Annotated in this window: 21 protein-coding genes and 1 other RNA gene; 13 read left to right on the top strand and 9 right to left on the bottom strand. The window is 69.3% G+C overall.

The window, feature by feature from the left end:
• Nucleotides 1-13 precede the first annotated feature (13 nt).
• The 6 genes from ACEYYH_RS10430 to ACEYYH_RS10405 are packed head-to-tail and all read left to right on the top strand — an operon-like array spanning nt 14 to nt 4,527.
• Nucleotides 14-154, top strand: a complete 141-nt coding sequence (locus tag ACEYYH_RS10430; RefSeq protein ID WP_374978088.1) for a hypothetical protein — start codon at nt 14-16, stop codon at nt 152-154.
• Nucleotides 151-981, top strand: a complete 831-nt coding sequence (locus ACEYYH_RS10425) for a M23 family metallopeptidase (protein ID WP_374978087.1) — start codon at nt 151-153, stop codon at nt 979-981. The genes ACEYYH_RS10430 and ACEYYH_RS10425 overlap by 4 nt, the downstream gene beginning before the upstream one ends.
• The gene (locus ACEYYH_RS10420) at nt 978-1,154 is read left to right on the top strand and encodes a hypothetical protein (protein WP_374978086.1); all 177 of its coding nucleotides are present in this window, start codon (nt 978-980) and stop codon (nt 1,152-1,154) included. The genes ACEYYH_RS10425 and ACEYYH_RS10420 overlap by 4 nt, the downstream gene beginning before the upstream one ends.
• Nucleotides 1,154-1,564, top strand: a complete 411-nt coding sequence (locus ACEYYH_RS10415; protein ID WP_374978085.1) for a hypothetical protein — start codon at nt 1,154-1,156, stop codon at nt 1,562-1,564. Before ACEYYH_RS10420 ends, ACEYYH_RS10415 begins: the two co-directional genes overlap by 1 nt.
• 31 nt (nt 1,565-1,595) lie before the next feature.
• On the top strand, nt 1,596-2,117 hold the full coding sequence (locus tag ACEYYH_RS10410) for a holin (RefSeq protein WP_374978084.1): 522 nt from the start codon (nt 1,596-1,598) through the stop codon (nt 2,115-2,117).
• Between the two features lie 25 nt (nt 2,118-2,142).
• Nucleotides 2,143-4,527 (top strand): hypothetical protein, encoded by a 2,385-nt coding sequence (locus ACEYYH_RS10405; RefSeq protein WP_374978083.1) that lies wholly within the window; start codon nt 2,143-2,145, stop codon nt 4,525-4,527.
• Here the strand turns inward: ACEYYH_RS10405 and ACEYYH_RS10400 are convergent.
• From ACEYYH_RS10400 to ACEYYH_RS10375, 6 genes are all read right to left on the bottom strand, one after another.
• Nucleotides 4,524-5,840: an O-antigen ligase family protein gene (locus ACEYYH_RS10400; protein WP_374978082.1), complete on the bottom strand. Its 1,317-nt coding sequence runs from the start codon at nt 5,838-5,840 to the stop codon at nt 4,524-4,526. The genes ACEYYH_RS10405 and ACEYYH_RS10400 overlap by 4 nt on opposite strands.
• Nucleotides 5,841-5,862: 22 nt before the next feature.
• Nucleotides 5,863-6,060, bottom strand: a complete 198-nt coding sequence (locus ACEYYH_RS10395; protein ID WP_374978081.1) for a hypothetical protein — start codon at nt 6,058-6,060, stop codon at nt 5,863-5,865.
• Between the two features lie 225 nt (nt 6,061-6,285).
• Entirely contained in the window at nt 6,286-6,609 is a 324-nt protein-coding gene (locus ACEYYH_RS10390; RefSeq protein ID WP_374978080.1) for a hypothetical protein, read from the bottom strand.
• A 57-nt stretch (nt 6,610-6,666) separates the two neighbouring features.
• Entirely contained in the window at nt 6,667-7,038 is a 372-nt protein-coding gene (locus tag ACEYYH_RS10385; protein WP_374978079.1) for a hypothetical protein, read from the bottom strand.
• 318 nt (nt 7,039-7,356) lie between these two features.
• Nucleotides 7,357-8,235, bottom strand: coding sequence for a tyrosine-type recombinase/integrase (locus ACEYYH_RS10380; RefSeq protein ID WP_374978078.1), 879 nt, complete (start codon nt 8,233-8,235; stop codon nt 7,357-7,359).
• A 240-nt stretch (nt 8,236-8,475) separates the two neighbouring features.
• Nucleotides 8,476-8,739, bottom strand: coding sequence for a hypothetical protein (locus tag ACEYYH_RS10375; protein ID WP_374978077.1), 264 nt, complete (start codon nt 8,737-8,739; stop codon nt 8,476-8,478).
• A 321-nt stretch (nt 8,740-9,060) separates the two neighbouring features.
• Between ACEYYH_RS10375 and ACEYYH_RS10370 the strand changes: the two genes are divergently transcribed.
• The 3 genes from ACEYYH_RS10370 (at nt 9,061) to rnpB (ending at nt 11,958) form a co-directional block, all read left to right on the top strand.
• The gene (locus ACEYYH_RS10370) at nt 9,061-9,792 is read left to right on the top strand and encodes a zinc ribbon domain-containing protein (RefSeq protein WP_374978076.1); all 732 of its coding nucleotides are present in this window, start codon (nt 9,061-9,063) and stop codon (nt 9,790-9,792) included.
• 27 nt (nt 9,793-9,819) lie between these two features.
• A complete protein-coding gene (locus tag ACEYYH_RS10365; RefSeq protein WP_374978075.1) occupies nt 9,820-11,544 on the top strand; it encodes a bifunctional 3'-5' exonuclease/DNA polymerase in 1,725 nt (574 codons plus the stop codon).
• Between the two features lie 46 nt (nt 11,545-11,590).
• An RNA gene (rnpB, locus tag ACEYYH_RS10360) (RNase P RNA component class A) lies at nt 11,591-11,958 on the top strand.
• Between the two features lie 60 nt (nt 11,959-12,018).
• Here rnpB and ppgK read toward each other — a convergent pair.
• Nucleotides 12,019-12,783 carry a polyphosphate--glucose phosphotransferase gene (gene ppgK, locus ACEYYH_RS10355; RefSeq protein ID WP_374978074.1) on the bottom strand — a complete coding sequence of 255 codons (765 nt, stop codon included), beginning with the start codon at nt 12,781-12,783 and terminating at the stop codon, nt 12,019-12,021.
• 94 nt (nt 12,784-12,877) lie between these two features.
• On the opposite strand from ppgK, the gene ACEYYH_RS10350 reads away from it, so the two are divergent.
• From ACEYYH_RS10350 to ACEYYH_RS10340, 3 genes are read left to right on the top strand one after another with little or no spacing between them, the layout of a single operon-like run.
• On the top strand, nt 12,878-13,105 hold the full coding sequence (locus tag ACEYYH_RS10350; protein ID WP_374978073.1) for an SPOR domain-containing protein: 228 nt from the start codon (nt 12,878-12,880) through the stop codon (nt 13,103-13,105).
• A 59-nt stretch (nt 13,106-13,164) separates the two neighbouring features.
• Nucleotides 13,165-14,502 carry a type I glutamate--ammonia ligase gene (gene glnA, locus ACEYYH_RS10345; protein WP_374978072.1) on the top strand — a complete coding sequence of 446 codons (1,338 nt, stop codon included), beginning with the start codon at nt 13,165-13,167 and terminating at the stop codon, nt 14,500-14,502.
• 13 nt (nt 14,503-14,515) lie between these two features.
• On the top strand, nt 14,516-17,518 hold the full coding sequence (locus tag ACEYYH_RS10340; protein ID WP_374978071.1) for a bifunctional [glutamine synthetase] adenylyltransferase/[glutamine synthetase]-adenylyl-L-tyrosine phosphorylase: 3,003 nt from the start codon (nt 14,516-14,518) through the stop codon (nt 17,516-17,518).
• A 25-nt stretch (nt 17,519-17,543) separates the two neighbouring features.
• On the opposite strand, the gene ACEYYH_RS10335 is transcribed toward ACEYYH_RS10340, so the two are convergent.
• Both ACEYYH_RS10335 and glnA (ACEYYH_RS10330) read right to left on the bottom strand, forming a co-directional pair.
• The gene (locus ACEYYH_RS10335; RefSeq protein WP_374978070.1) at nt 17,544-18,284 is read right to left on the bottom strand and encodes a peptidase M23; all 741 of its coding nucleotides are present in this window, start codon (nt 18,282-18,284) and stop codon (nt 17,544-17,546) included.
• Between the two features lie 135 nt (nt 18,285-18,419).
• Nucleotides 18,420-19,844 carry a type I glutamate--ammonia ligase gene (glnA, locus tag ACEYYH_RS10330; protein WP_116193440.1) on the bottom strand — a complete coding sequence of 475 codons (1,425 nt, stop codon included), beginning with the start codon at nt 19,842-19,844 and terminating at the stop codon, nt 18,420-18,422.
• Between the two features lie 132 nt (nt 19,845-19,976).
• Here glnA (ACEYYH_RS10330) and ACEYYH_RS10325 point away from each other — a divergent pair, with 132 nt between their 5' ends.
• Entirely contained in the window at nt 19,977-20,369 is a 393-nt protein-coding gene (locus tag ACEYYH_RS10325) for an RDD family protein (RefSeq protein ID WP_374978069.1), read from the top strand.
• Nucleotides 20,370-20,416: the final 47 nt, after the last annotated feature.

Raw genomic sequence — 20,416 nt, 5'->3', positions numbered from 1 at the left:
AAGGGCCCTACCCATGACCGACCAGAAGAACACGAACCCCGTCCCCGACGAGATCTCGCCGGACGACGAGGAGTGGCAGCTCGAGGGCGACGACTCCCTCGGCGACGCCAAGAACCCGACCCGCAACGACGACCCCGAGGAGGTGCCCTCGTGAGCGCGCAGAGCGACTACTACTCCGGCGGGATCAACACCAACGGCGGGCAGTTCGGAGCGCCGCGTGACGGCGGCAAGCGGCAGCACCGCGGCCAGGACATCTCGCACTCGACGAAGCCGGGCACAGTCCCGGTCCCCGCGCTGCACGCCGGCCGCGTTGTCGGCAAGCTCGCGCCGTCGAAGACCCACGGCTTCGGCTACGGGATCATCGTCCGCTCCGTCCTCGACGGGATGGAGTTCGACTTCACCTACGCACACGGACCGTGGGCGTCGCAGCAGGTCGTCGGCGAGTGGATCCCACAGGGGAAGATCATCCTCCACGAGGGCAACTCCGGCGCGACGTCGGGCTCGTGCGTGCACATCGAGCAGCAGCGCGTCGGGGGCGGCTTCCTCGATCCGCTCCCGGAGATCAAGCGCGTTGCGGCCGGTCGCCTCACTGAGGCTGCTCCGGCACCCGCGCCCGCTCCGGCTCCGGCTCCGGCCGTGACGGATGCCGGGGGATCGGTGGCCGGCGTGCTCGGGCCGAACCCGTTCGGCATCCCATACACGGGCGGTCTGCAGAAGGTCGCGAACCTCTACCTCCCGCATGGTGGGTTCGGCAAGACGGCGCTCGATCAGAACTTCGGGCCGACGTCGATGCACGGGTTCTCGCAGTTCCTGCGCCGGAAGTACGGGTACGTCGGCAACGACGTGCTCGGGCCGGTCATGTGGGCGGCGATCGCGCGGTGGCTCCGCGAGACGAAGCGGTACAGCGGGAACGACGTCCCCGGTCCCGTGATGCGTGCGGCGCTGAGCAAGGCCGACACCGAGAACTGGGCCGCTCTGTGAACGAGTCGGAGGCCCGGCGCGCCCGCCAGACGGAGGCGCGCCGGGCCTTCGGCCTGCACCCCACCCGGTCGTGGTGGCGCGGGCCGTGGCCTCCGACGATCCTGCTCCTCACCGGGATGGGCTTCCTCGCGTGGGAGCTGTCATGGGCGCTCCCGCTCCTCGGGGGGCGCTGATGCCGGACTGGACACAGATCGTTCCCGACGTGACACTCCTGCAGGCGGTGCTCTGGTTCGTCGCGGTCGCGCTGCTGATCGGCATCGCGATCAAGCTGTGGCCGTTCATCAAGAACGCTGTGGCGATCGTCGACGCGCTCGTGCAGCTGCCCGCCCTGCTCAAGCAGGTCGCCGCGATGAAGGACCAGGTCGCGTCGATCCACCACGAGACACACAAGAACGACGGGTCGTCCATCAAGGACGCCGTCGACCGGGTCGAGAAGACCACCGAACGCCTCGAGGAGGGCGTCGTCGGTCTGCATGGTCGCGTCGATGACGTCGACCGTCAGCTGACCGCTCTGGCGCGCGAAGACGAGTCGATATGGGAAGCGCTCGACCGCACCGACCCCGAAGCAGACCTCGAGGACTGACCCTCACACAACCCGAAAGGCCTCACACATCATGAAGATCTCACTTCGCGCGAAGCTCGCGCTCTCGAACCTCGCCTCCGCGCTCTGGTGGAAGGACGCCGGCCTCCGCGCCCTGTACTCCGCCGTCGCGATCGCGCTCCCGTACCTCGCCGCAACGCAGCTCGTCGCCGAGGTGTCGTGGCTCACCGTCATCTCGGCCGGCGCGCTCGGCGCTGTCGCCTCCCTCGCGACGTCCGTCGCCGGCCTGCCCGAGGTCGAGGGCGTGGACCTGCCGTGGTGGCTCGCCGCAGTCGAGCGTGTCGTGAAGACGTTCGGACAGGCCCTCGCTGCCGGTCTGCTCGGCGCCGTCCTCCTGACTGACGTCGAGTGGGGCGTTGTCCTGCAGGCATCTGCTCTCGCCGCTCTCGTGTCCCTGCTGCGACTGATTCTGGCGACCCTCCCGAACGACCCGACTCCTCCCATCGCCGCGATCTACGCCGAGGGCGACGACGAGGTGCACGACGTCTCCTCCCTGCCTCCCGAGCCGAAGCACCTCGGCGCCCACAACGTCTGACCGTCCTCCCCCGAAAGGAGCCGAGATGGCCGTCCAGGATTACTTCGACTCGCTCATCGCCTACAACCCCGACAACGAGGAGCTGGTCGCGGGCGCCGCGTTCCAGGTGTACGCCGTCGACGACGCCTCGTACTCGACGCCGCTGCCGCTCACCGACCCTGTGTCGGGAGCCGCAATCACCACCCTGCAGTCGAGCAACATCGGTGTGCTGCCCGACTTCCGTGTGGCCGGCGAGCCGCAGCAGGTGATCCTGAAGTCGGGCGCGTTCGTGACCAAGCTCACGTCGCGTCTCGGCGTGTTCAAGGATGCCGGGTTCGACCCCGACGAGATCGCCCTCGCGATCGCTGCAGCTCCCGCCGCCGAGGCTGCGCGTGATGCGGCTCTCGCAGCGCAGGCCGCGGCCGAGGCGGTCGGGACGACCAACGACACCGTCATGACCACGGTCGCCGCCGACGAGGACTCCGCATTCGCAGGGCACCTTAGAGGCACGATTGATGCGGGTGTGGTTGCAGGGACCTCCGAGCTGAACGCTGCGAGCTTTGGGGCGGTCGCGGACAGCGACGGCACCAACGGCAGCGGCACCGACAACCGTTCCGCGATCCAGAATGCACTGAACACAGCGGCGTCGCTCGGGATCAAGGCCGTTCGTATCAGCGCGCCGGAGGACGCGGGCAAGTTCTTCCGCGTGCTGGTGCCGAGCACCACCACCGAGGGCAGCACAGGCGGCGTCGCGATCAAGATCCCCGCGGGGGTCGAGCTGCGCCTGTCGCCGGGCGTGAAGTTCTGGGGCGAGCGAGACGGATCGGGCACGAGCCTCCGCGTGCTGTTCCTCGCCGAGCGTGCGCACGGCGCGGGCATCCTCGGGAAGCTGCACGTCCGCGGGTCGATGTCGTCGCTCGCGACGAACAACGGCATCTGCGGCTTCCGCGACTACCGCTCGAAGGGATTCACCCTCAATGGCGGCGTCGACATGGACGGCGTCTCCGAGACGATCTCGGTCGTCGCGAACGAGTCGAGCAGCACCGACACCACCGAGGACTTCCGGATCATCGGAGACAGCAAGGTCGGCCCGAACCTCACCGCCGGTCCCCACTTGTTCGGCGTGCACCGCCGCACTCGGATCGAGGGGCGGCTGGAAGTCCTCGGCACCCTGCGGTACGACGCGTTCCAGCTCGAGGCGGTGATCGCTGGCCCGTATCTCGAAGCGAGCGAGGACTTCTACTGCCGCGAGCTCGTCGTGCAGTCCAGCGCCTACCGTGGTGTGTTCATCAACCCCCACAACCGGCGCTTCACGTTCGACAAGGTGTACGTCCGCAAGCCCGGGCGACTGCCTGACGGGACGATCGTCGGATACGACCAGGGCACCCCGACGCGGGTCGTGACGAACGCGTGCCTCACGGTGTCGTCGTCGGATGGCAAGTTCGGTGAGCTGGACCTTGATGGTGGCCTCGCGATCGACTCGACCATCCAGCCGGCGATCTCGGGCGGGTGGAGCACGGGCGGGTACGCGATCGCGCTGCTCAACGCGATCGACGTGCAGTTCACCGGGCGGGTGTCGTTCGGCACCAACGACACGAGCGACGTCTACGTGGACACCTCAGACAGCGGGTGGAGCGCTCGCACCGTCGAGGCGCGATTCCGCGATGCGGCGCGCGTGCCGACCGTGACACGCGGGAATGCGACGTATGCGCCGGCCGTCGTCACCGAGCGGTCGCCGAGCAAGTTCCCCGCCAACGCGCCCATGATCAACACCATCCGGGGCTGGAACATCGCAGGCCCTGACGGCGCGCTGAATCCGCGCCTCACGGCCACCGACACCACGGCCACGGTCGAGGCCGGGGGTTTGGTCGCGCCGTCCCGCTACCGGATCACGGCCACAACGAACTCGTTCGGCGGGCTGAGTATCCCGCTCAGCCGGGAGGTTGCGCTCGCCAAGGGTGGGGTTGCTCATCTGCTGATGCTGGCGAAGGCTGACGCGCCGGCGAACCTTTTCTCGTGGGCGATCGCGGGACTCACGAACCGGCGGATCGGGATCAACGAGTTCCACAGCGCGCGGGACTACCAGGCTGGTCAGCAGCGGTGGATTCACTCGATCGCCGCGTACGACGCGGCCGACGCGTTCAACAACCCGCCGACGCTGCGGCTCTGGCACAACTACGGTGCTGCGGCATCGGGGCTGGATCTGACGTTCGAGGGGATCTGGCTGTTCGTCGCGCCGTACGCCGACGTGCGCCCGACGTTCGATTTCAGCCACCCGTTGCTGTCGACCGCGGCCCCGACCCAGGGGCAGTGGGCGAAGGGGCAGACTGTCGAGCAGGGGTCGCCGGCCGCGTCGGGAAACCTCGGGTGGATCTGCACCGCCGGCGGCACGCCGGGAACGTGGAAGAGCTACGGCACGATTGCCGCTTAGGCAGCGGTGGTGACGCGCGACGGCGACTGTCGTTTCGCGTCACCACCGACTATCGCCGGGGCGGCAGCCGCCGCGGCGAGACACAGGATCATCACGGGGTTCGACGGGTTCGGTTCGGCTATCACCTTGCAGATGATGACTGCGATCGTCGCCCACAGTTCGGGGTGGTACTCCGGATTGCGTGCGGCTGGTCGGAGTAGACGCACGATCCAGATCACATAAAGCGCCAAACCGATGACACCGACCGTCGACAGCATCATGAAGAGGAAGCTCGACGGTCGGCTGCTTCCGAGGCCGACGCCGAGGAAGTAAGTGTCGCCGAGGATATCGAGAGAGAAGACGTTGGACGCGTCGCGGTTGGACCCGGAACTCGATCCCAGCTTGCCGGCGACGAAGTCGCTCACGTACGCGATGATCCGCGGCGAGATGAGGATGAGCGGCACGGCGGCGAGGCACCCGGCGACGGCCGCGAGCGGCGGCACCTTCCCTCCCATGACCAGGAACCGGGCCCCGTAGACCAGGGCTACGACGATGCCCAGCGCCACGAGCCCAGCGATCGCGGTCCCGGAGAACGAGAAGTACGCAGCCGCCGCGTTGGCGACAATCGCCGCCCCGACCAGTAGCCGGCGCTTCTTCACTCGCAGGAATAGGAACACGAAGAACGCCAGCGCCGCGACGGAGAACGTCGCAAGATAGGACGGCTCCGCGAAGATCCCTCGCAGCCGCTGCGCACCTCCGTAGTAGCTATCGAACGTCTCGGCAGTCGTGGGACGGAAGAATGCCTGCGGGAAGAACACGCCGAGATAGGTCGCCGCGAGTGCCCACACGCTAAGCACGGTTCCGATCCCGAACCCGAGGGCGAGGAAGTGCGGGCGTTTCGGCGGGTTGTTCGCGATGTACAGGATCACCGCGACGGACAACACGAAGTATCCGGCCTGCGCCAGGTTGGAGATGCTGAATTCGAGCGCACCCGGTGCCATCACCTGATCGTCGATCCCGCCCCGTGGGACGAGGACAGGCGTGCCCTCGAAAATGACGGGCAGCGTGACCGCCGACAGAACGAACACGGCAGTGACGAACAGTGAGAAACCGGCGTAGCGGAGGCGCTTCCCGCTGAGCGCGTCACCGATGCACCAGATCAGTGCGGGCACGGCGGCGATAAAGAACGGGGATACGTCGTTCCCGCCGAAGATGAGGCCGCTCGTCTGAACGAATGGCATCGTGGCGGCGAGCAGCCACGGAATCCACGCACGCCGAAAGAGCACGACGGCGGTCAGGGCGAGGAAGATCAGTCCGAGAGGTGTGGCGCTCATAGATCACCGCAGCGCGAGTGCGTCATTTGTCCGACCCTCGCGACAGTCGAACGAGTTCGACGATCGCACCAACGAGGGCTCCAAGGGCGATCCCGCCAAGGATGATCACCCACCCTTGCCACATGTCGAAGAGGCCGTTCATGCCGATGACCGTGGCTACCGCGATGCCGACTAGCGCGGCCCATTTGAGGACCGTGCTCCGGTCGATCGTCGGGGACATGCGCTCAGGCTATCTGACCTGATCGCCTGACAATTCCCCGTGACGCCGAGTACGACCGGGTATCTTCCAACGCCTGACCTGCACCTATAGACCTCAGTTAACCCCGGACGCCCCGCGTCTCACCTTCGGGTGGGATGCGGGGCGTTTCCTGCGTTACGGGGGCGAACGGGCAGCGACCCCCGGGACGGGGGAGGGGTAGTCCCGAAGGTCGCTGCTTGGGCCACCCTAAGCGCCGGGTCTCGCCGGTGCTCGCCGTGTGACGGCGTTACGCCAGACGACGGTGTCGATCGCACCGCCGACGCCGTCCCATGTGACGATGACGACCCGATCGTTCCACGCCTTCGCGAACGCGGCGATGCGTTCGGCGGGTCGGTCGCGCCAAGAGATCCACGCCCAGACCGCCGGCTTCGACTGCCCGCGCGGAACCCACTCGAGCGGCTGAGGACCGTACGCACTCGATGGAAGCGTCGTCGGCGGTGGCGATGCCTCCGCGATCCTGCGGTCGTTCATCGCGTCGTAGCGCGCCTCGTATCGGCGATTCTTGGTCATGTCTGGCCGGGATCCTTCCTCCGGCCGAGGACTTCAGGCTACGCCGAAGGCACGACGTCATGCACTGTCGACGACGCCGCCGACGCCGAGCACTGCGATGTCGCAGTGGTGGCACCACCATGCGCGGCCTCGGGGCGTGGTGCGGGTGCCGCAGTTCGGGCAGTCGGGATCCGTCGCGGGCAGGTCGAGCGAGAGCGCTTCGAGCGCGTTCCGCATCCGCGTCTCGCTGACGACGTGATCCGGATCCCACGCGACGAACCTCCCGTGCTGCGTCGACGTCCGAAGCTTCATCCCTGCCGCGTTCACCGCCCGTCGCAGCTCGCGACGGAACGTGACAAGCTCGCCCGGCACCTCGTCGAGGGGCATGTGCACCGCGCCCTCGTCGCGGATCCGGGCGACCCACATGTCGTAGGCCGGCGTCACGTTCACGTCGACAGGTTAGACCCTCCTCCCAGGACCACGCCTGGGAGGAGGGTCTTTCCTGCGTTGTGGCAGCGCGCTCTCTCCGAAGAGGTATCCGACCGTGACTCCCAAAGCACGGCTTGCGGTGCGCAACTGCCACGCGCTCCACCCGCGTTCGCCCCGGAGCCGGCGAGCCAGTCCTGACTGGCCGACTCCGAGCTGCGCTCCGAGATCCGCCTGGGTCACGTGCTGATCCCACATCAGCGCGCGCACCCTCTGCCCGATCTCGGCGTCGACCTCGCGCTCTGCGCGTTCCCTGGCCGACATGGTGGAGGGTCTCTCTCGCTACGCCGCTGAGCCCTGGGGGGAGGCGTGACGGCCGGAGTGTTGCGGGATCTCGCGAGGCTGCAGCGCGCGGATCCCCTCACGCTGCCTGCGTTCGCTCACCCTCGTGTAGATCTGCGTCGTCGACAGCGACTCGTGCATCATCAGCTCCTGCACGACACGGATGTCGACGTCGGCCTCGACCAGATCGGTGCCGAATGCGTGCCGGAGGCTGTGGGGGGTCAGCTCCGGGTCGGTGATACCTGCCCGCTTCTTGGCTTTCGTGATGAGGTTCGTCACCGCGGCCGGCTTGATGTGCCCGGTCTGTCCCTTCCTAGCGGGGAACCAGTAGTCGTCCTTCGGCATCGTCTCGGCGAGCTCGGCGATCACCGGGTGCAGCGGCAGGGACCGGATCTTGCCACCCTTCCCGACGGTGCGAATCCGGTGCGCGAGAAGGTCGATGTCGCGACCGTGCACGGGTGCGATCGACGAGACCCGGAACCCCTGGTAATACCCGAGCAGGATCATCGCGCGCGTCTTCCGGTAGGCGCCGCTAAGCAGCATCGCATCCACCTGTTCAGGGGAGAACGGGCGCGGCTCACCTTTGGGCACCTGCACGCTCGCGAGCCGAGCGGCCGGGTCGTCGTCCCGGAACCCCTCCTCGAGCGCGAACCTGAAGTAGGCGACGAGAGCCTGCCGACACGTGCGGCGGCTTCCCGCTTTGAGACCCTGCCGGCCGACGAACAGGCGGAGGTCGAGGGTCGTCACCTCGAACAGGGTCTTACCTGTCGTCGCGCGGAGCGTTGTCAGGATGCTGTGTCGGTTGCGGATGGTGTTGTCGGCGAGGTTCTTTCCTCTCTGGTAGGCGGCGAACAGATCCAGGCTGTGGATATCTGGCATGGAAGCGGTGCTTTCAGGGCGCGACGAATAGCGCCGTTCGAAGGGGACGACGCTACCCATGGTGGGAACCGCCGAGCATGACACCGCGAGGAAATGGGAGGGAGATTGGGAGCATCCAAGCTGCAACACCCTCGGCGTGGCGCGGCCTGTTTACCGCGTCAGCGATATATTGACGCCCCACGAGCGTCGATGAGAAATCGAACATGCTCTCGTGGCATATCTACGAAACCGCGGGTCTCATCAGCGCGAAGCTGAGGACGCGATCTCGCGGCGAGAGCGGATGGCTTCGGCGGCTGCTTCGAACCACGCGAGCATGTCGTCAGCGGGCACGCGGTACTCGTCGAGCGAGACCTCGTCGTTGTCGCTGATGAAGAGACTCGGGAGCGACGTCGAGTACGCGAACCCCGGGCCGGGGCGCTCGGTGTCCATCACGACGCCGCGGCTACCGGGGAAGTCGCCGCCGTGCTGGTGGTCGAACGGGGTGACGGTCGTCGCGATAGTCATCGTCCCGCTCCGACCGCGTAGAGGTGACGGGGAGCCGGCGCGGCGACCTCGGGACGGGCGTCGACGTCGTTAGCCTCGTGCGCGGGAGTCGCCTCGAAGAGGGGCGTAACGGGCGCCAACCGTCCTGATTCCACCGTGGATGTCGTCGGTTCGATCCCGGCAGGGCCCACCGAAGTCGTTCAGGGCCGCTCTGCCCGCGCATACCCGTCGCCGTGCTGATCGCCGTCGTCGCGCTGGTGCGAGACGACATACGGCAGCGCGAACTCCTGGTACCCCCTCTGCGCCGCTCGCGCCGTCGATGCCCCACGGTAGGTTGGTGACGTGAACGCCAGCCCCGCAGACCAGCGCCGCCTCGTCGAGGTCGCCCAGCTCGACGCCCGCATCCGCCAGGCCGACAACGCCCGCAAGAACCCGCCCCAGGCGGCTCGCGTGCAGGAGCTGCTGGGCCGGCGTCAGGAGCTCTCGCAAGAGCTGGCGACGCGCCTGGGCACTCGGGACGATCTGCGTACCGAGCTGTCGCGCATCGAGTCCGATGTCGCCGTCGTCGACGCGCGCGCGGCACGTGACGCGGGCCGCCTCGCCGCCTCGACGAACTCGAAGGAGGCCCAGGGACTCGAGAGCGAGCTGGGCGCGCTCGCGCGCCGCAAGAGCGACCTCGAAGACGCGGAGCTCGCCGTCATGGAGCGCCTGGAGCTCGCCGACGCCGCCGTCGCCGAGCAGGAGGCCCTCATCGCGGCGATCAACGCCGAAGGCGCTGAGCTGAGCGCCGAAGGCAAGCGTGCCGTCGCCGAGGCGACGGCCGCGTTCGATGGAGCCACCCGTGACCGCGCGGCCATCGCGGGCGGCGTTCCCGCCGACCTGCTCGCCCTCTACGACCGCCTCGCGGTCCGCAGCGCCGGCGCCGCGTTCCTGCGCCGTCGCACGTGCGAGGGCTGTCACATGGTGCTCGCCGGCACCGACCTGCAGGTGCTCCGCCAGGCAGGCGAGAACGACGTCGTGACGTGCCCCGAGTGCGGCTGCATCCTCGTGCGCGACGACGAATCCGGGCTGTGACCGCGGCCCGGCAGTGCCGTGGCGGGCGTGGCTGACGCCCCCGGCTGGATCGTCCTCGGACGGACCGCGCACGGTGCCGCCGCCATCCTTCTCGACGCGAACGCCGACGAGGTCGACCGCGACGAGGTCGACGATGCCGCACTGTCGTCGTGGATCTCGGACGCGGAGGCCCGATGGGCGCCGCGATGGGTATGGCATGACACGCCGCAGTGGTACGCCGCACTGCTCGCCGACGGGGTCCGCGTCGCCCGGTGCCACGACCTGCGCCTCTGCCACGCGATCCTGCGCGACTCCGCGCTGGTCGCCGGGACGGCGGCAGTCCGGCGGGCACGGGAATGGGACGCTGGACCGCACATCGACCCCGAGGACACCGCGCCCACGCTGTTCGAGCTGGACGCCGTCACGCGAGGCTCCGGTCCGCCCGCCGACGTCGCCGCGGCGCTCGCCGAGTTCGCTCGTCAGCGGGACGCGGTCGCAGGCAGCACCGAGCCCGGTCGCCTGCGGCTGCTGACGGCCGCGGAGTCGGCAGGCGCGCTCGTGGCCGCCGAGCTGCGCGCGGCAGGGCTCCCGTGGGACGCCGAGGCACATGACCGGATCCTCGTCGAGACGCTCGGGGAGCGCCGCCCCGGCGGCGCGCAGCCCGTGAAGCTGGCGGCGGCGGCGGAGCGGGTCCGGGCCGCGCTCGGCGATCCGTCCGCGAGCCTCGACTCGCAGCCGAAGCTGCTCCGCTCTCTCCACCGCGTCGGAGTGCTGGTCGAGTCCACCAGCCGGTGGGAGCTCGCCGAGCAGCGGCATCCCGTCATCGAGCCGCTCCTCGAGTACAAGAAGCTGTCGCGACTGCTGTCGACGAACGGCTGGACGTGGCTGTCGGAGTGGGTGGCCGATGGCCGGTTCCGCCCGGTCTACGTTCCAGGCGGCGTGGTCACGGGGCGCTGGGCGTCGTCCGGCGGGGGAGCGCTGCAGCTGCCTCGTCAGCTCCGCGAGGCGGTCCGCGCCGACCCGGGGTGGCGGCTCGTCGTCGCCGACGTCGCGCAGCTCGAGCCGCGTGTGCTCGCGGCGATGTCGGGCGACACCGCCCTCGCCGCGGCAGCACGCGGCCGCGACCTCTACACGGGGATCGTCGACAGCGGCGCGGTGGCCACCCGGCAGGAGGCGAAGATCGCGATGCTCGGCGCGATGTACGGCGCCACGACGGGCGAGTCAGGGCGGCTGGTACCGCGCCTGCGACGCGCGTACCCGCGGGCGATGGGGCTCGTCGACGACGCGGCGCGCACCGGCGAGGACGGCGGCGTCGTCTCCACGTGGCTCGGCCGCACGTCGCCCGCCCCGTCGCCGGAGTGGTCGGCCGCGCAGTCGCGCGCGACCGAGGCGGAGGCATCCGGAGCCGAGGAGAACCGCGCCCGGCGCTGGGCGCGCGATCGCGGACGCTTCACCCGCAACTTCGTCGTGCAGGGCACCGCCGCCGAGTGGGCGCTCGCGTGGCTCGCCGATCTGCGCGGGCGCCTCGCCGCGCTCGCGCCGGTGGCTCCCGAGCGCGGGGCGCCGCGTTCGGGGCCGGCCTTCGCCCGCCGACCGCATCTCGCCTTCTTCCTCCACGACGAGGTGATCGTGCACACCCCGGAGGAGCATGCGGATGCTGCGGCCGAGGCGATCGCGGAAGCCGCGGCCAGCGCGGGGCGCCTCCTGTTCGGCGGCTTCCCGCTCGACTTCCGGCTCGACGTGCGCATCGCCGAGACGGCCCTCAAGGACTGACCGCGCGGCTGCACCCGGCAGCCGGCGATAAACTGGCCGTTGCGAATGGGTCGGCTGGACGGTCGCGTCGCGGACGGTTCGCCGCCCCGCGCCGAGGAACGTCCGGGCTCCACAGGGCAGGGCGGTGGGTAACACCCACCCGGAGCGATCCGCGAGACAGTGCCACAGAGAGCAGACCGCCCGGCTTCGGCCGGGTAAGGGTGAAAGGGTGGTGTAAGAGACCACCGGGGTCGTGGTGACACGACCCGCACGGTAAACCTCGCCCGGAGCAAGGCCAGACAGGGGATGACGACGCGGCCCGCCGAGTCCCCGGGTAGGCCGCTGGAGCGGCACGGCAACGTGTCGCCGAGAGAGATGACCGTCCACGGGGCTCACGCCCCCGGACAGAACCCGGCGTACAGGCCGGCCCATTCGCCCTCTCCGCCGCGCCACCGGGCGCCGAGGCACCACGCCGCGAAGCGCGGGCCGGGCGCGTCAGCCCCGCGAGAGCGCGGCGGCGCCGATGATCCCCGCGTTGTTGCGATGCACCGCCGGCACGATCGGCGTCTTGAGGTCGAGCAGGTGCAGGAACTTGTCCGAATGCTTCGACACGCCCCCGCCGACGACGAACAGGTCGGGGCTGAACAGGAACTCGATGTGGCTGTAGTACCACTGCAGCCGTTTCGCCCACTGCTCCCACGACAGGTGATGGCGCTCCATCGCGGAGTACGCGGCGTAGGCCTCCGCGTCCTTCCCGTGCCGCGCGCGCTGCACGTGACCGAGCTCCGAGTTCGGCACCAGCACGCCGTTGTACAGCAGCGCCGAGCCGATCCCGGTGCCCAGCGTGGTGAGGATCGTGAGCCCGGGCTTGTCCTTCGCGGCGCCGTAGCGGACCTCCGCGACGCCCGCGACGTCCGCATCGTTCGCGAAGTGGATCTCGCGGCCCAGGCCATCCTCGAAGAACTTCTCGGCGGCGAAGTCGATCCACTCCTCCGACACGTTCGCCGCCGACAGCGTGAAGCCGTTCTTCACGATCGCGGGGAATGCCACGCCGAGCGGCACCGACGGGTCGTCGGCGACGCCGAGAGTCGAGAGCACCTCGGTGACCGCGGCCAGCACGTCCGGCGGGTGCGCCCCGGCCGGAGTCGCGACCTTCACCCGATCGCTGACGAGTTCGCCCTTATCGAGATCGACGATCCCCGCCTTGATGCCGGTGCCGCCGATGTCCACGCCGACGGCGCGTGCCGCGTCAGATGCCATGTCGACAGCCTATCGACGCCGACGCCGTCGCCGAGGCGGGCGTCAGTAGGATCGAGCTGAGGGCGACCAGCCCGCGATGCGAGGAGGGTGCACGATGACGAGCGGCAGCGAGAAGTACTGGTACAACCTCAAGACCGGCGAGGTCGAGAAGGGCTTCGAATCGCCCGCGCCCGACCGTGCCGGCCCCTTCGACACTCCCGAGGAGGCGGCCAAGGCTCCCGAGGTGATCAAGGAGCGCTCGCGGGCATGGGCCGCGGAGGAAGCGCGTGAGGACTCGTGGGGCGCCGACACGGTGTCCGGCGATGGCGGCGACGACCAGTAGTCTGGCTTTCACCGCGGTCGTATTGACACCTCGGGCGATCCGGCACCGGAGAGGACGCGATGGACAAGCAGCGTGACTTCGTTCTGAGGACCATCGAAGAACGAGGCGTGAAGTTCGTACGGCTGTGGTTCACAGACGTGATCGGCACGCTGAAGTCCGTCGCCATCGCCCCCGCCGAGGTCGAGGGTGCCTTCAGCGAGGGCCTCGGATTCGACGGCTCCGCGATCGAGGGTCTGACGCGCTCGTACGAGTCGGACCTGCTGGCGCACCCCGACCCGACCACGTTCCAGACCCTGCCCTGGCGCGGCGAGATCGACCCGACCGCGCGCATGTTCTGCGACATCACCACGCCCGACGGGCAGCCGGCCGTCGCCGACCCGCGCCACGTCCTCAAGCGGACGCTCGCGAAGGCCGCCGACGCGGGGTTCACGTTCTACACGCACCCCGAGATCGAGTTCTACCTGCTGAAGTCCTCGTCGTTCGGCACCGAGGGTCCCGAACCGGTCGACTCGGCCGGCTACTTCGACAACGTCCCCGGCGGCACCGCCCACGACTTCCGCCGCCGGTCGGTGCGCATGCTCGAAGACCTCGGCATCTCGGTGGAGTTCAGCCACCACGAGGGCGGCCCGGGTCAGAACGAGATCGACCTGCGCTACGCGGACGCCCTCACCACCGCCGACAACATCATGACGTTCCGCACGGTCATCAAAGAGGTCGCGATCGAGCAGGGCGTCTACGCGACGTTCATGCCGAAGCCGATGACCGGCAAGCCCGGCAGCGGCATGCACACGCACATGTCGCTGTTCGAGGGCGACGTCAACGCGTTCTACGAAGAGGGCGCGCAGTACCAGCTCTCGAAGGTCGGCCGTCAGTTCATCGCCGGCCTGCTGCGCCACGCGAACGAGATCTCCGCCGTGACGAACCAGTTCGTCAACTCGTACAAGCGGCTCTGGGGCGGCGATGAGGCGCCCAGCTTCATCTGCTGGGGCCACAACAACCGCTCGGCGCTCGTGCGCGTGCCGCTGTACAAGCCCAGCAAGGGCCAGTCGTCCCGAGTCGAGTACCGTGCCCTCGACTCGGCCGCCAACCCCTACCTGGCGTACGCGCTGATGCTGGCCGCGGGCCTCAAGGGCATCGAGAGCGAGTACGAGCTCCCGCCGGAGGCGGAGGACAACGTCTGGTCGCTGACGGATGCTGAGCGCCGGGCTCTGGGCTACGCCCCGCTGCCCGCAAGCCTCGACCATGCGCTGGAGTTCATGGAGGAGTCCGAGCTCGTCGCCGAGACGCTGGGGGAGCAGGTCTTCAACCACGTGCTCCTCAACAAGCGCCGCGAGTGGCAGGAGTACCGCTCCCAGGTCACGCCGTTCGAGCTCAAGAGCAACATCGAGCTGCTCTGAGACCGGCTGACGCATGTCTGCGAGCGACCGGCTGGGTTCCCTCACCCCGCTCGCCCGCCTGGGCTTCAGCCGCCTGACCGACGCCGAGGCGCTGCTCGACGAGCTCTCCGCTCTCCTCGACGCGCCCCGTCAGGCACTCCTCGCGGGAGCCGTCGACGCGGCCGATCCCGATGAGGCGCTGCACGCCCTGGCGCGTCTCGCGCGGCGGGACGCCGCACCCGTGCGCCGCGCCGGCGAACGGCCCGCCGCCTGGCGCGCTCTGTGGGCGCTGCTCGGCGCGTCCACCGGCTTCGGCGAGTTCTTCTTCCGGCACCCCGCAGAGGTCGACCATCTCGCCGACGCGGGGGAGCAGCTGCCCACGCCGGAGGAGCTGCGCTCGGAGCTGCTGGCGTCGATCGACGCCGTCGACGGGTTCGCCGCGGACGGCGGCGAGAGCGCCTGGGTCGCCCTGCGCGTGCGCTACCGCCGGATGCTCGCGCGGATCGCCGCGTACGACCTCCTGAGCCCGGCACCGGTCGACGAGGTGGCCGCCGTATCGGCGCGGCTCGCGGATGCCGCGGGCGCGGCGCTGGAGGCATCCCTCGCGGTCGCCCGCACCCGCGTGTCGGGAGGTGCGGTCGGAGCGGGGCTGTTCCCGCACGAACAGGTGGCGCGCACGAAGCTCGCGATCATCGGCATGGGCAAGACCGGCGCCCGCGAGCTCAACTACGTCAGCGACGTGGATGTCATCTTCGTGGGAGGCGGCGACGACGACGCCGTCGAAGAGCTCGGAGAGAGCCGCATCGTCGACATCGCGACCAGGCTGGCGGTCCAGACGATGCGCGGCATCTCCGGCGTCGAGATCGAGCCTCCGCTGTGGGAGGTCGACGCCAACCTGCGCCCCGAAGGCAAACAGGGTGCGCTGGTGCGCACGCTCGATTCGCACCTGGCGTACTACGACCGCTGGGCGAAGAGCTGGGAATTCCAGGCGCTGCTGAAAGCGCGGCCCATCGCCGGTGACGAGGGACTCGCACAGGCGTACATCGAGGCCGTCCAGCCGAAGGTGTGGACGAGCGCCGCTCGCGAGAACTTCGTCGACAGCGTGCAGCGCATGCGCGAGCGCGTCACTGAGCACATCCCGCCCGCAGACGTGCCGTATCAGCTCAAGCTCGGTCCTGGCGGCATCCGTGACATCGAGTTCACCGTCCAGCTCCTGCAGCTCGTGCACGGCCTCTCGGACGACCGCATCCGGCAGCGGGGCACTCTCGAAGCGCTGGATGCGCTCGTCGCCGAGGGATACATCGGCCGGGCCGAGGCGTCCGCCTTCTCTCGGGACTACCGCGTCCTGAGGCTCCTCGAGCACCGCGTGCAGCTGCGTCAGCTGCGCCGTACGCATCTCATGCCCTCGCGTCCGGAGGAGCTCCGCGTCCTCGCGCGCGCGACGGGCCTCGCCGACACCGGCGACGGGATCTGGCAGCTGTGGGAGTCTGTCAAGCGCGAGGTGCGCGACATCCATGTCCGGCTCTTCTACCGGCCGCTGCTGTCGGCAGTGGCGGCGCTGCCGGCCGATGAGCGCGTGCTGTCGACGGCGCAGGCCCACGACCGGCTCGCGGCCATCGGCTTCGCCGACCCCGCCGGAGCCCTGCGCCACATCGCCGCGCTCACCACCGGCCTGAGTCGCAAGGCGACGATCCAGCGGCATCTGATGCCGGTCATGATCCGCTGGTTCGCCGACGGCGTCGATCCGGACTACGGCCTGCTGGCCTTCCGCCGGCTCAGCGAGCGGCTGGGCGACACGCACTGGTTCCTGCGCATGCTGCGGGACTCATCCGGCGCCGCGGAGAGCCTCTCCCACGTGCTCTCGGGCTCCCGCTACGTGGGGGAGCTCATCGAGTGGATCCCCGAGTCCGCCGCGTGGCTGGACGACCCCGAACTGCTGCGCCCCCGGTCGGGCCGGGCGCTGCAGCAGGAGGCCCGAGCGATCCAGACCCGCCACAGCACGGTGCTCGATGCGATGCGCGCGGTGCGGGCGCTGCGGCGCCGCGAGCAGCTGCGCATCGCGATGGGCGCGATTCTCGGGAGCGTCACGATCGAGGAGGTCGCGGACGCGCTCACGACCATCACAGAGGTCACGATCCAGGCCACCCTGCGCGCCGTGCGGCGTGAAGTGGTGCCCGCCGAGGACGCCGCCCTCGACTTCTCGGTCATCGCGATGGGACGCTTCGGCGGCGCAGAGCTCGGTTTCGGCTCCGACGCGGACGTCATGTACGTCTACCGCCCGAACGGGGTCGACCCCCAGCGCGCCCACCAGCTCGCCCTGAAGCTGGTCGCCGCCCTGCGCACCCACTCCGAGGACCACCGCGTCCCGCTCGAGCTCGACGCCGACCTGCGCCCCGAAGGCCGCAACGGCCCGCTCGCACGCTCGCTCGAGGCGTACGAGGAGTATTACCGCCGTTGGGCGCTGTCCTGGGAAGCGCAAGCGCTGCTGCGGGCCCGCGGCGTCGCCGGTAGCGTCAAGCTCATCGGCGACTTCATGACTCTCGCCGATCGCGTGCGGTATCCCTCGACCGTCGACCTCGCAGCGACACGCGAGATCAAGCGCATCAAGGCCCGCGTCGAGAGCGAGCGGCTGCCGCAGGGCGTCGACCCGTCGCGGCACCTCAAGCTCGGTCCCGGGTCGCTCAGCGACGTCGAGTGGCTCGTGCAGCTCCTGCAGCTGCAGCACGCCCACGCCGTACCCGAGATGCGGACGACGTCCACGCTGGGGGCGCTCCGCGCCGCCGAGAGCGCCGGACTCATCCCCGCGAGCGCCGCGGACCGCCTCGCTGAGGCCTGGCGCCTCGCGAGCCGTCTGCGCTCGGCCAACACGCTGCTGTCGGGCCAGACCAGCGACGTGCTTCCGGTCGACCGCAAGAAGCTCGACGGCATCGGCCGGCTCCTCGAGTACCCGCCGCGATCGGCGACGCAGGTCGAGGAGGACTACCTCGGGACCACTCGCCGCGCGCGTCGCGTGTTCGAGAAGCTCTTCTACGGCTGAACCGGATGCTGCGGCCCGCCGCCGCTCACACGCTCGGGCAGCGCGGGATCCCGTCGATGCGGTCGCCCTCCAGCGGGCTTCCGGTGACGGCGGCCACGACGCGGACCGCGCGATCCCAGTAGCGGGCGTAGTGGTTCGGGTCGGCGTTCACCTGCGTGCGGTGCGCGACGAGGGTCGGCTCCAGAGCCGCGCGGTCGGGGACGCGTTCCGCCATGGCCTGGTAGAACACCGTCGCGGCCGTGTACGGATCGAGGCGCGCTTCCCGCGTGCCCCAGGAGTCCTGCTGCTGGAACAGACCGATCGAGGTGGTGCGTGAGCCGTCGGGGTTGGTGACGCCGCTCGTCTCCCAGTCGCCGTAGTCGATGTTGCGCAGCGACGATTCGCCCATCGCCGTCATCACCGCGATCGTCTGGTCCCGCGCATCGAATCCGAGGTCCCTGCCCGCGGCGAGGATCGTGCAGGCGTTCGTGAGCTGCTCGAACCGGTACCCCGCGACGGCGGGCTCGATGATCGGCGGCGGGACAGGTCCGCGATCGTCCGGGGCGAGTGCGAGGTCGTCCGCCCACGAGATGCGGAAGCTCCCCGCGAGGACCCCGGCACCCATCAGGAAGGCGGCGAAGAGGATCACCGGCACGGCGATCGCCAGCGCGACGCCCGTACGCCCTCCACGCCGACGGGCGTGTCGATGCTGCGACCGACGCCTGCGCGCCGCCGGCGACCGGCGCGTGGAGCGCCGTCGTGTCGTCGCGCTGGTGCGGGTGGGCATGGTCTTCGCCTTCTGTCGGAGCGGGCGCGGATTCGCTCGTTCAGCCTAGGCCGCGCCTCGGGCCGCAGCATCCGACTCCCAGCGAACACAGAAGCGGGCCCCGGTCTCCCGGGGCCCGCCTGCGGTGCTGGAACGTCAGACGCCGAAGTACAGCTCGTACTCGAACGGGTGCGGACGCGCGTTCAGCGGCTGGATCTCGTTCTCGATCTTGTACTCGATCCACGTCTCGATCAGCTCGGGCGTGAACACGCCGCCCTTGAGCAGGAACTCGTGGTCGGCACGCAGCGCCTCGAGCGAGTCGAGCAGCGAGTTCGGCACCTGGGGGATGTTCTTCGCCTCCTCGGGGGGAAGCTCGTACAGGTCCTTGTCGACCGGCTCGTGCGGCTCGATGCGGTTCTGGATGCCGTCGAGGCCCGCCATCAGCTGGGCGGCGAAGGCGAGGTACGGGTTGCCCGAGGCGTCCGGGGCGCGGAACTCGATGCGCTTGGCCTTCGGGTTCGAGCCCGTGATCGGGATGCGGATGGCCGCCGAACGGTTACCGGCCGAGTACACCAGGTTGACCGGCGCCTCGTAGCCCTTGACGAGGCGCTTGTACGAGTTGAGCGTCGGGTTGGTGAACGCGAGGAGCGCCGGCGCGTGCGCCAGGATGCCGCCGATGTACCAGCGGGCGACGTCGGAGAGCTGAGCGTAGCCCTTCTCGTCGTAGAACAGGGGCTTGCCGTCGAGCCACAGCGACTGGTGCGTGTGCATGCCCGAGCCGTTGTCGCCGAAGAGCGGCTTGGGCATGAAGGTCGCGACCTTGCCCCACTCGTTCGCCACGTTCTTGACGATGTACTTGAACTTCAGGATGTCGTCTGCCGCGTGGACCATGGTGTCGAAGCGGTAGTTGATCTCCTGCTGGCCGCCGGTTCCCACCTCGTGGTGGGCGCGCTCGAGGTGCAGACCCGACTCGATCAGGCGCAGGCTGATGTCGTCGCGCAGGTCGGCCGTCTTGTCGACCGGCGAGACCGGGAAGTAGCCGCCCTTGAAGGGGGTCTTGTTGGCGAGGTTGCCGCCCTCTTCGGCGCGGCCGGTGTTCCACGCGCCCTCTTCGGAGTCGACCGAGTAGAAGCTCGAGTTCTGCTTCACCTCGTAGCGGACGTCGTCGAAGATGTAGAACTCGGCCTCGGGCGCGAAGAACGCGGTGTCGGCGATACCGGTCGACGCCAGGTACTTCTCGGCCTTCTTGGCGACCTGGCGGGGGTCCTTCGAGTAGATCTCGCCGTTGCGCGGGTTGTAGATGTCGAAGACCATGACGAGCGTCTTGGCCTCGCGGAACGGGTCGAGGTAGCCCGTCGAGACGTCCGGGATCAGCTGCATGTCCGATTCGTGGATGTTCGCGAAGCCCCGGATGGAGGAGCCGTCGAACAGCTGGCCGACCGTGAAGAACTCTTCGTCGACGGTGGAGGCCGGGATGTTGAAGTGCTGCTGCACGCCAGGAAGATCCGTGAAACGGATGTCGAGGAACTTGACGTCCTCGTCCTTGATGAACTTCAGCACCTCGGATGAATCTTTGAACATGAAGACTCCAGAGGTAGGGCATTCGGATGCGCCCGTACGGGCCGGGCACTTTGGCAAGGTACCCGCAGGGCATTGCCCTCCAGTATCACCTGTGTTTCAGGGATGTTACGGCGACCTGGGTACGCTGGGGAAGTGACGCAGAGCACCCAGGACTATCCCGGCGAACGCCTCGGACTGCCCCGCGAGGGCACCGGATCCATCGGCCGTCTGGGCCGCCGCGTCGGTGCTCTCTTTCTCGATTACGGTGCCGCGTACCTCATCTCGGGGTTCTTCGGATGGGATCCGCTCGCGATCCTGGCGATCTTCGCTGCCATCCAGATCGTGTTCCTGCCCACCCTCCAGGGGAGCCCCGGCCATCGCATCTTCGGCCTGCGGCTCGTGCGCCTGGACGGCGCGTGGGTGGGCCTGTGGCGCCCCGTCCTCCGGACCGCGCTCCTGATCCTCGCGATCCCGGCGGTCATCTGGGACGCCGACCAGCGGGGCCTCCATGACAAGGCCGCGGGCACGGTGCTCATCCGCTCCTGAGACGACGAACCCGGCCGGCGTCTCCGCCGACCGGGTTCGGGTGCTCT

The organism is Microbacterium trichothecenolyticum, from assembly GCF_041938625.1.
Classification (GTDB): Bacteria; Actinomycetota; Actinomycetes; order Actinomycetales; family Microbacteriaceae; genus Microbacterium; species Microbacterium trichothecenolyticum_D.
Note: the sequence above shows the minus strand (reverse complement) of the source record. Positions and strands in the feature narration are given on the sequence as shown.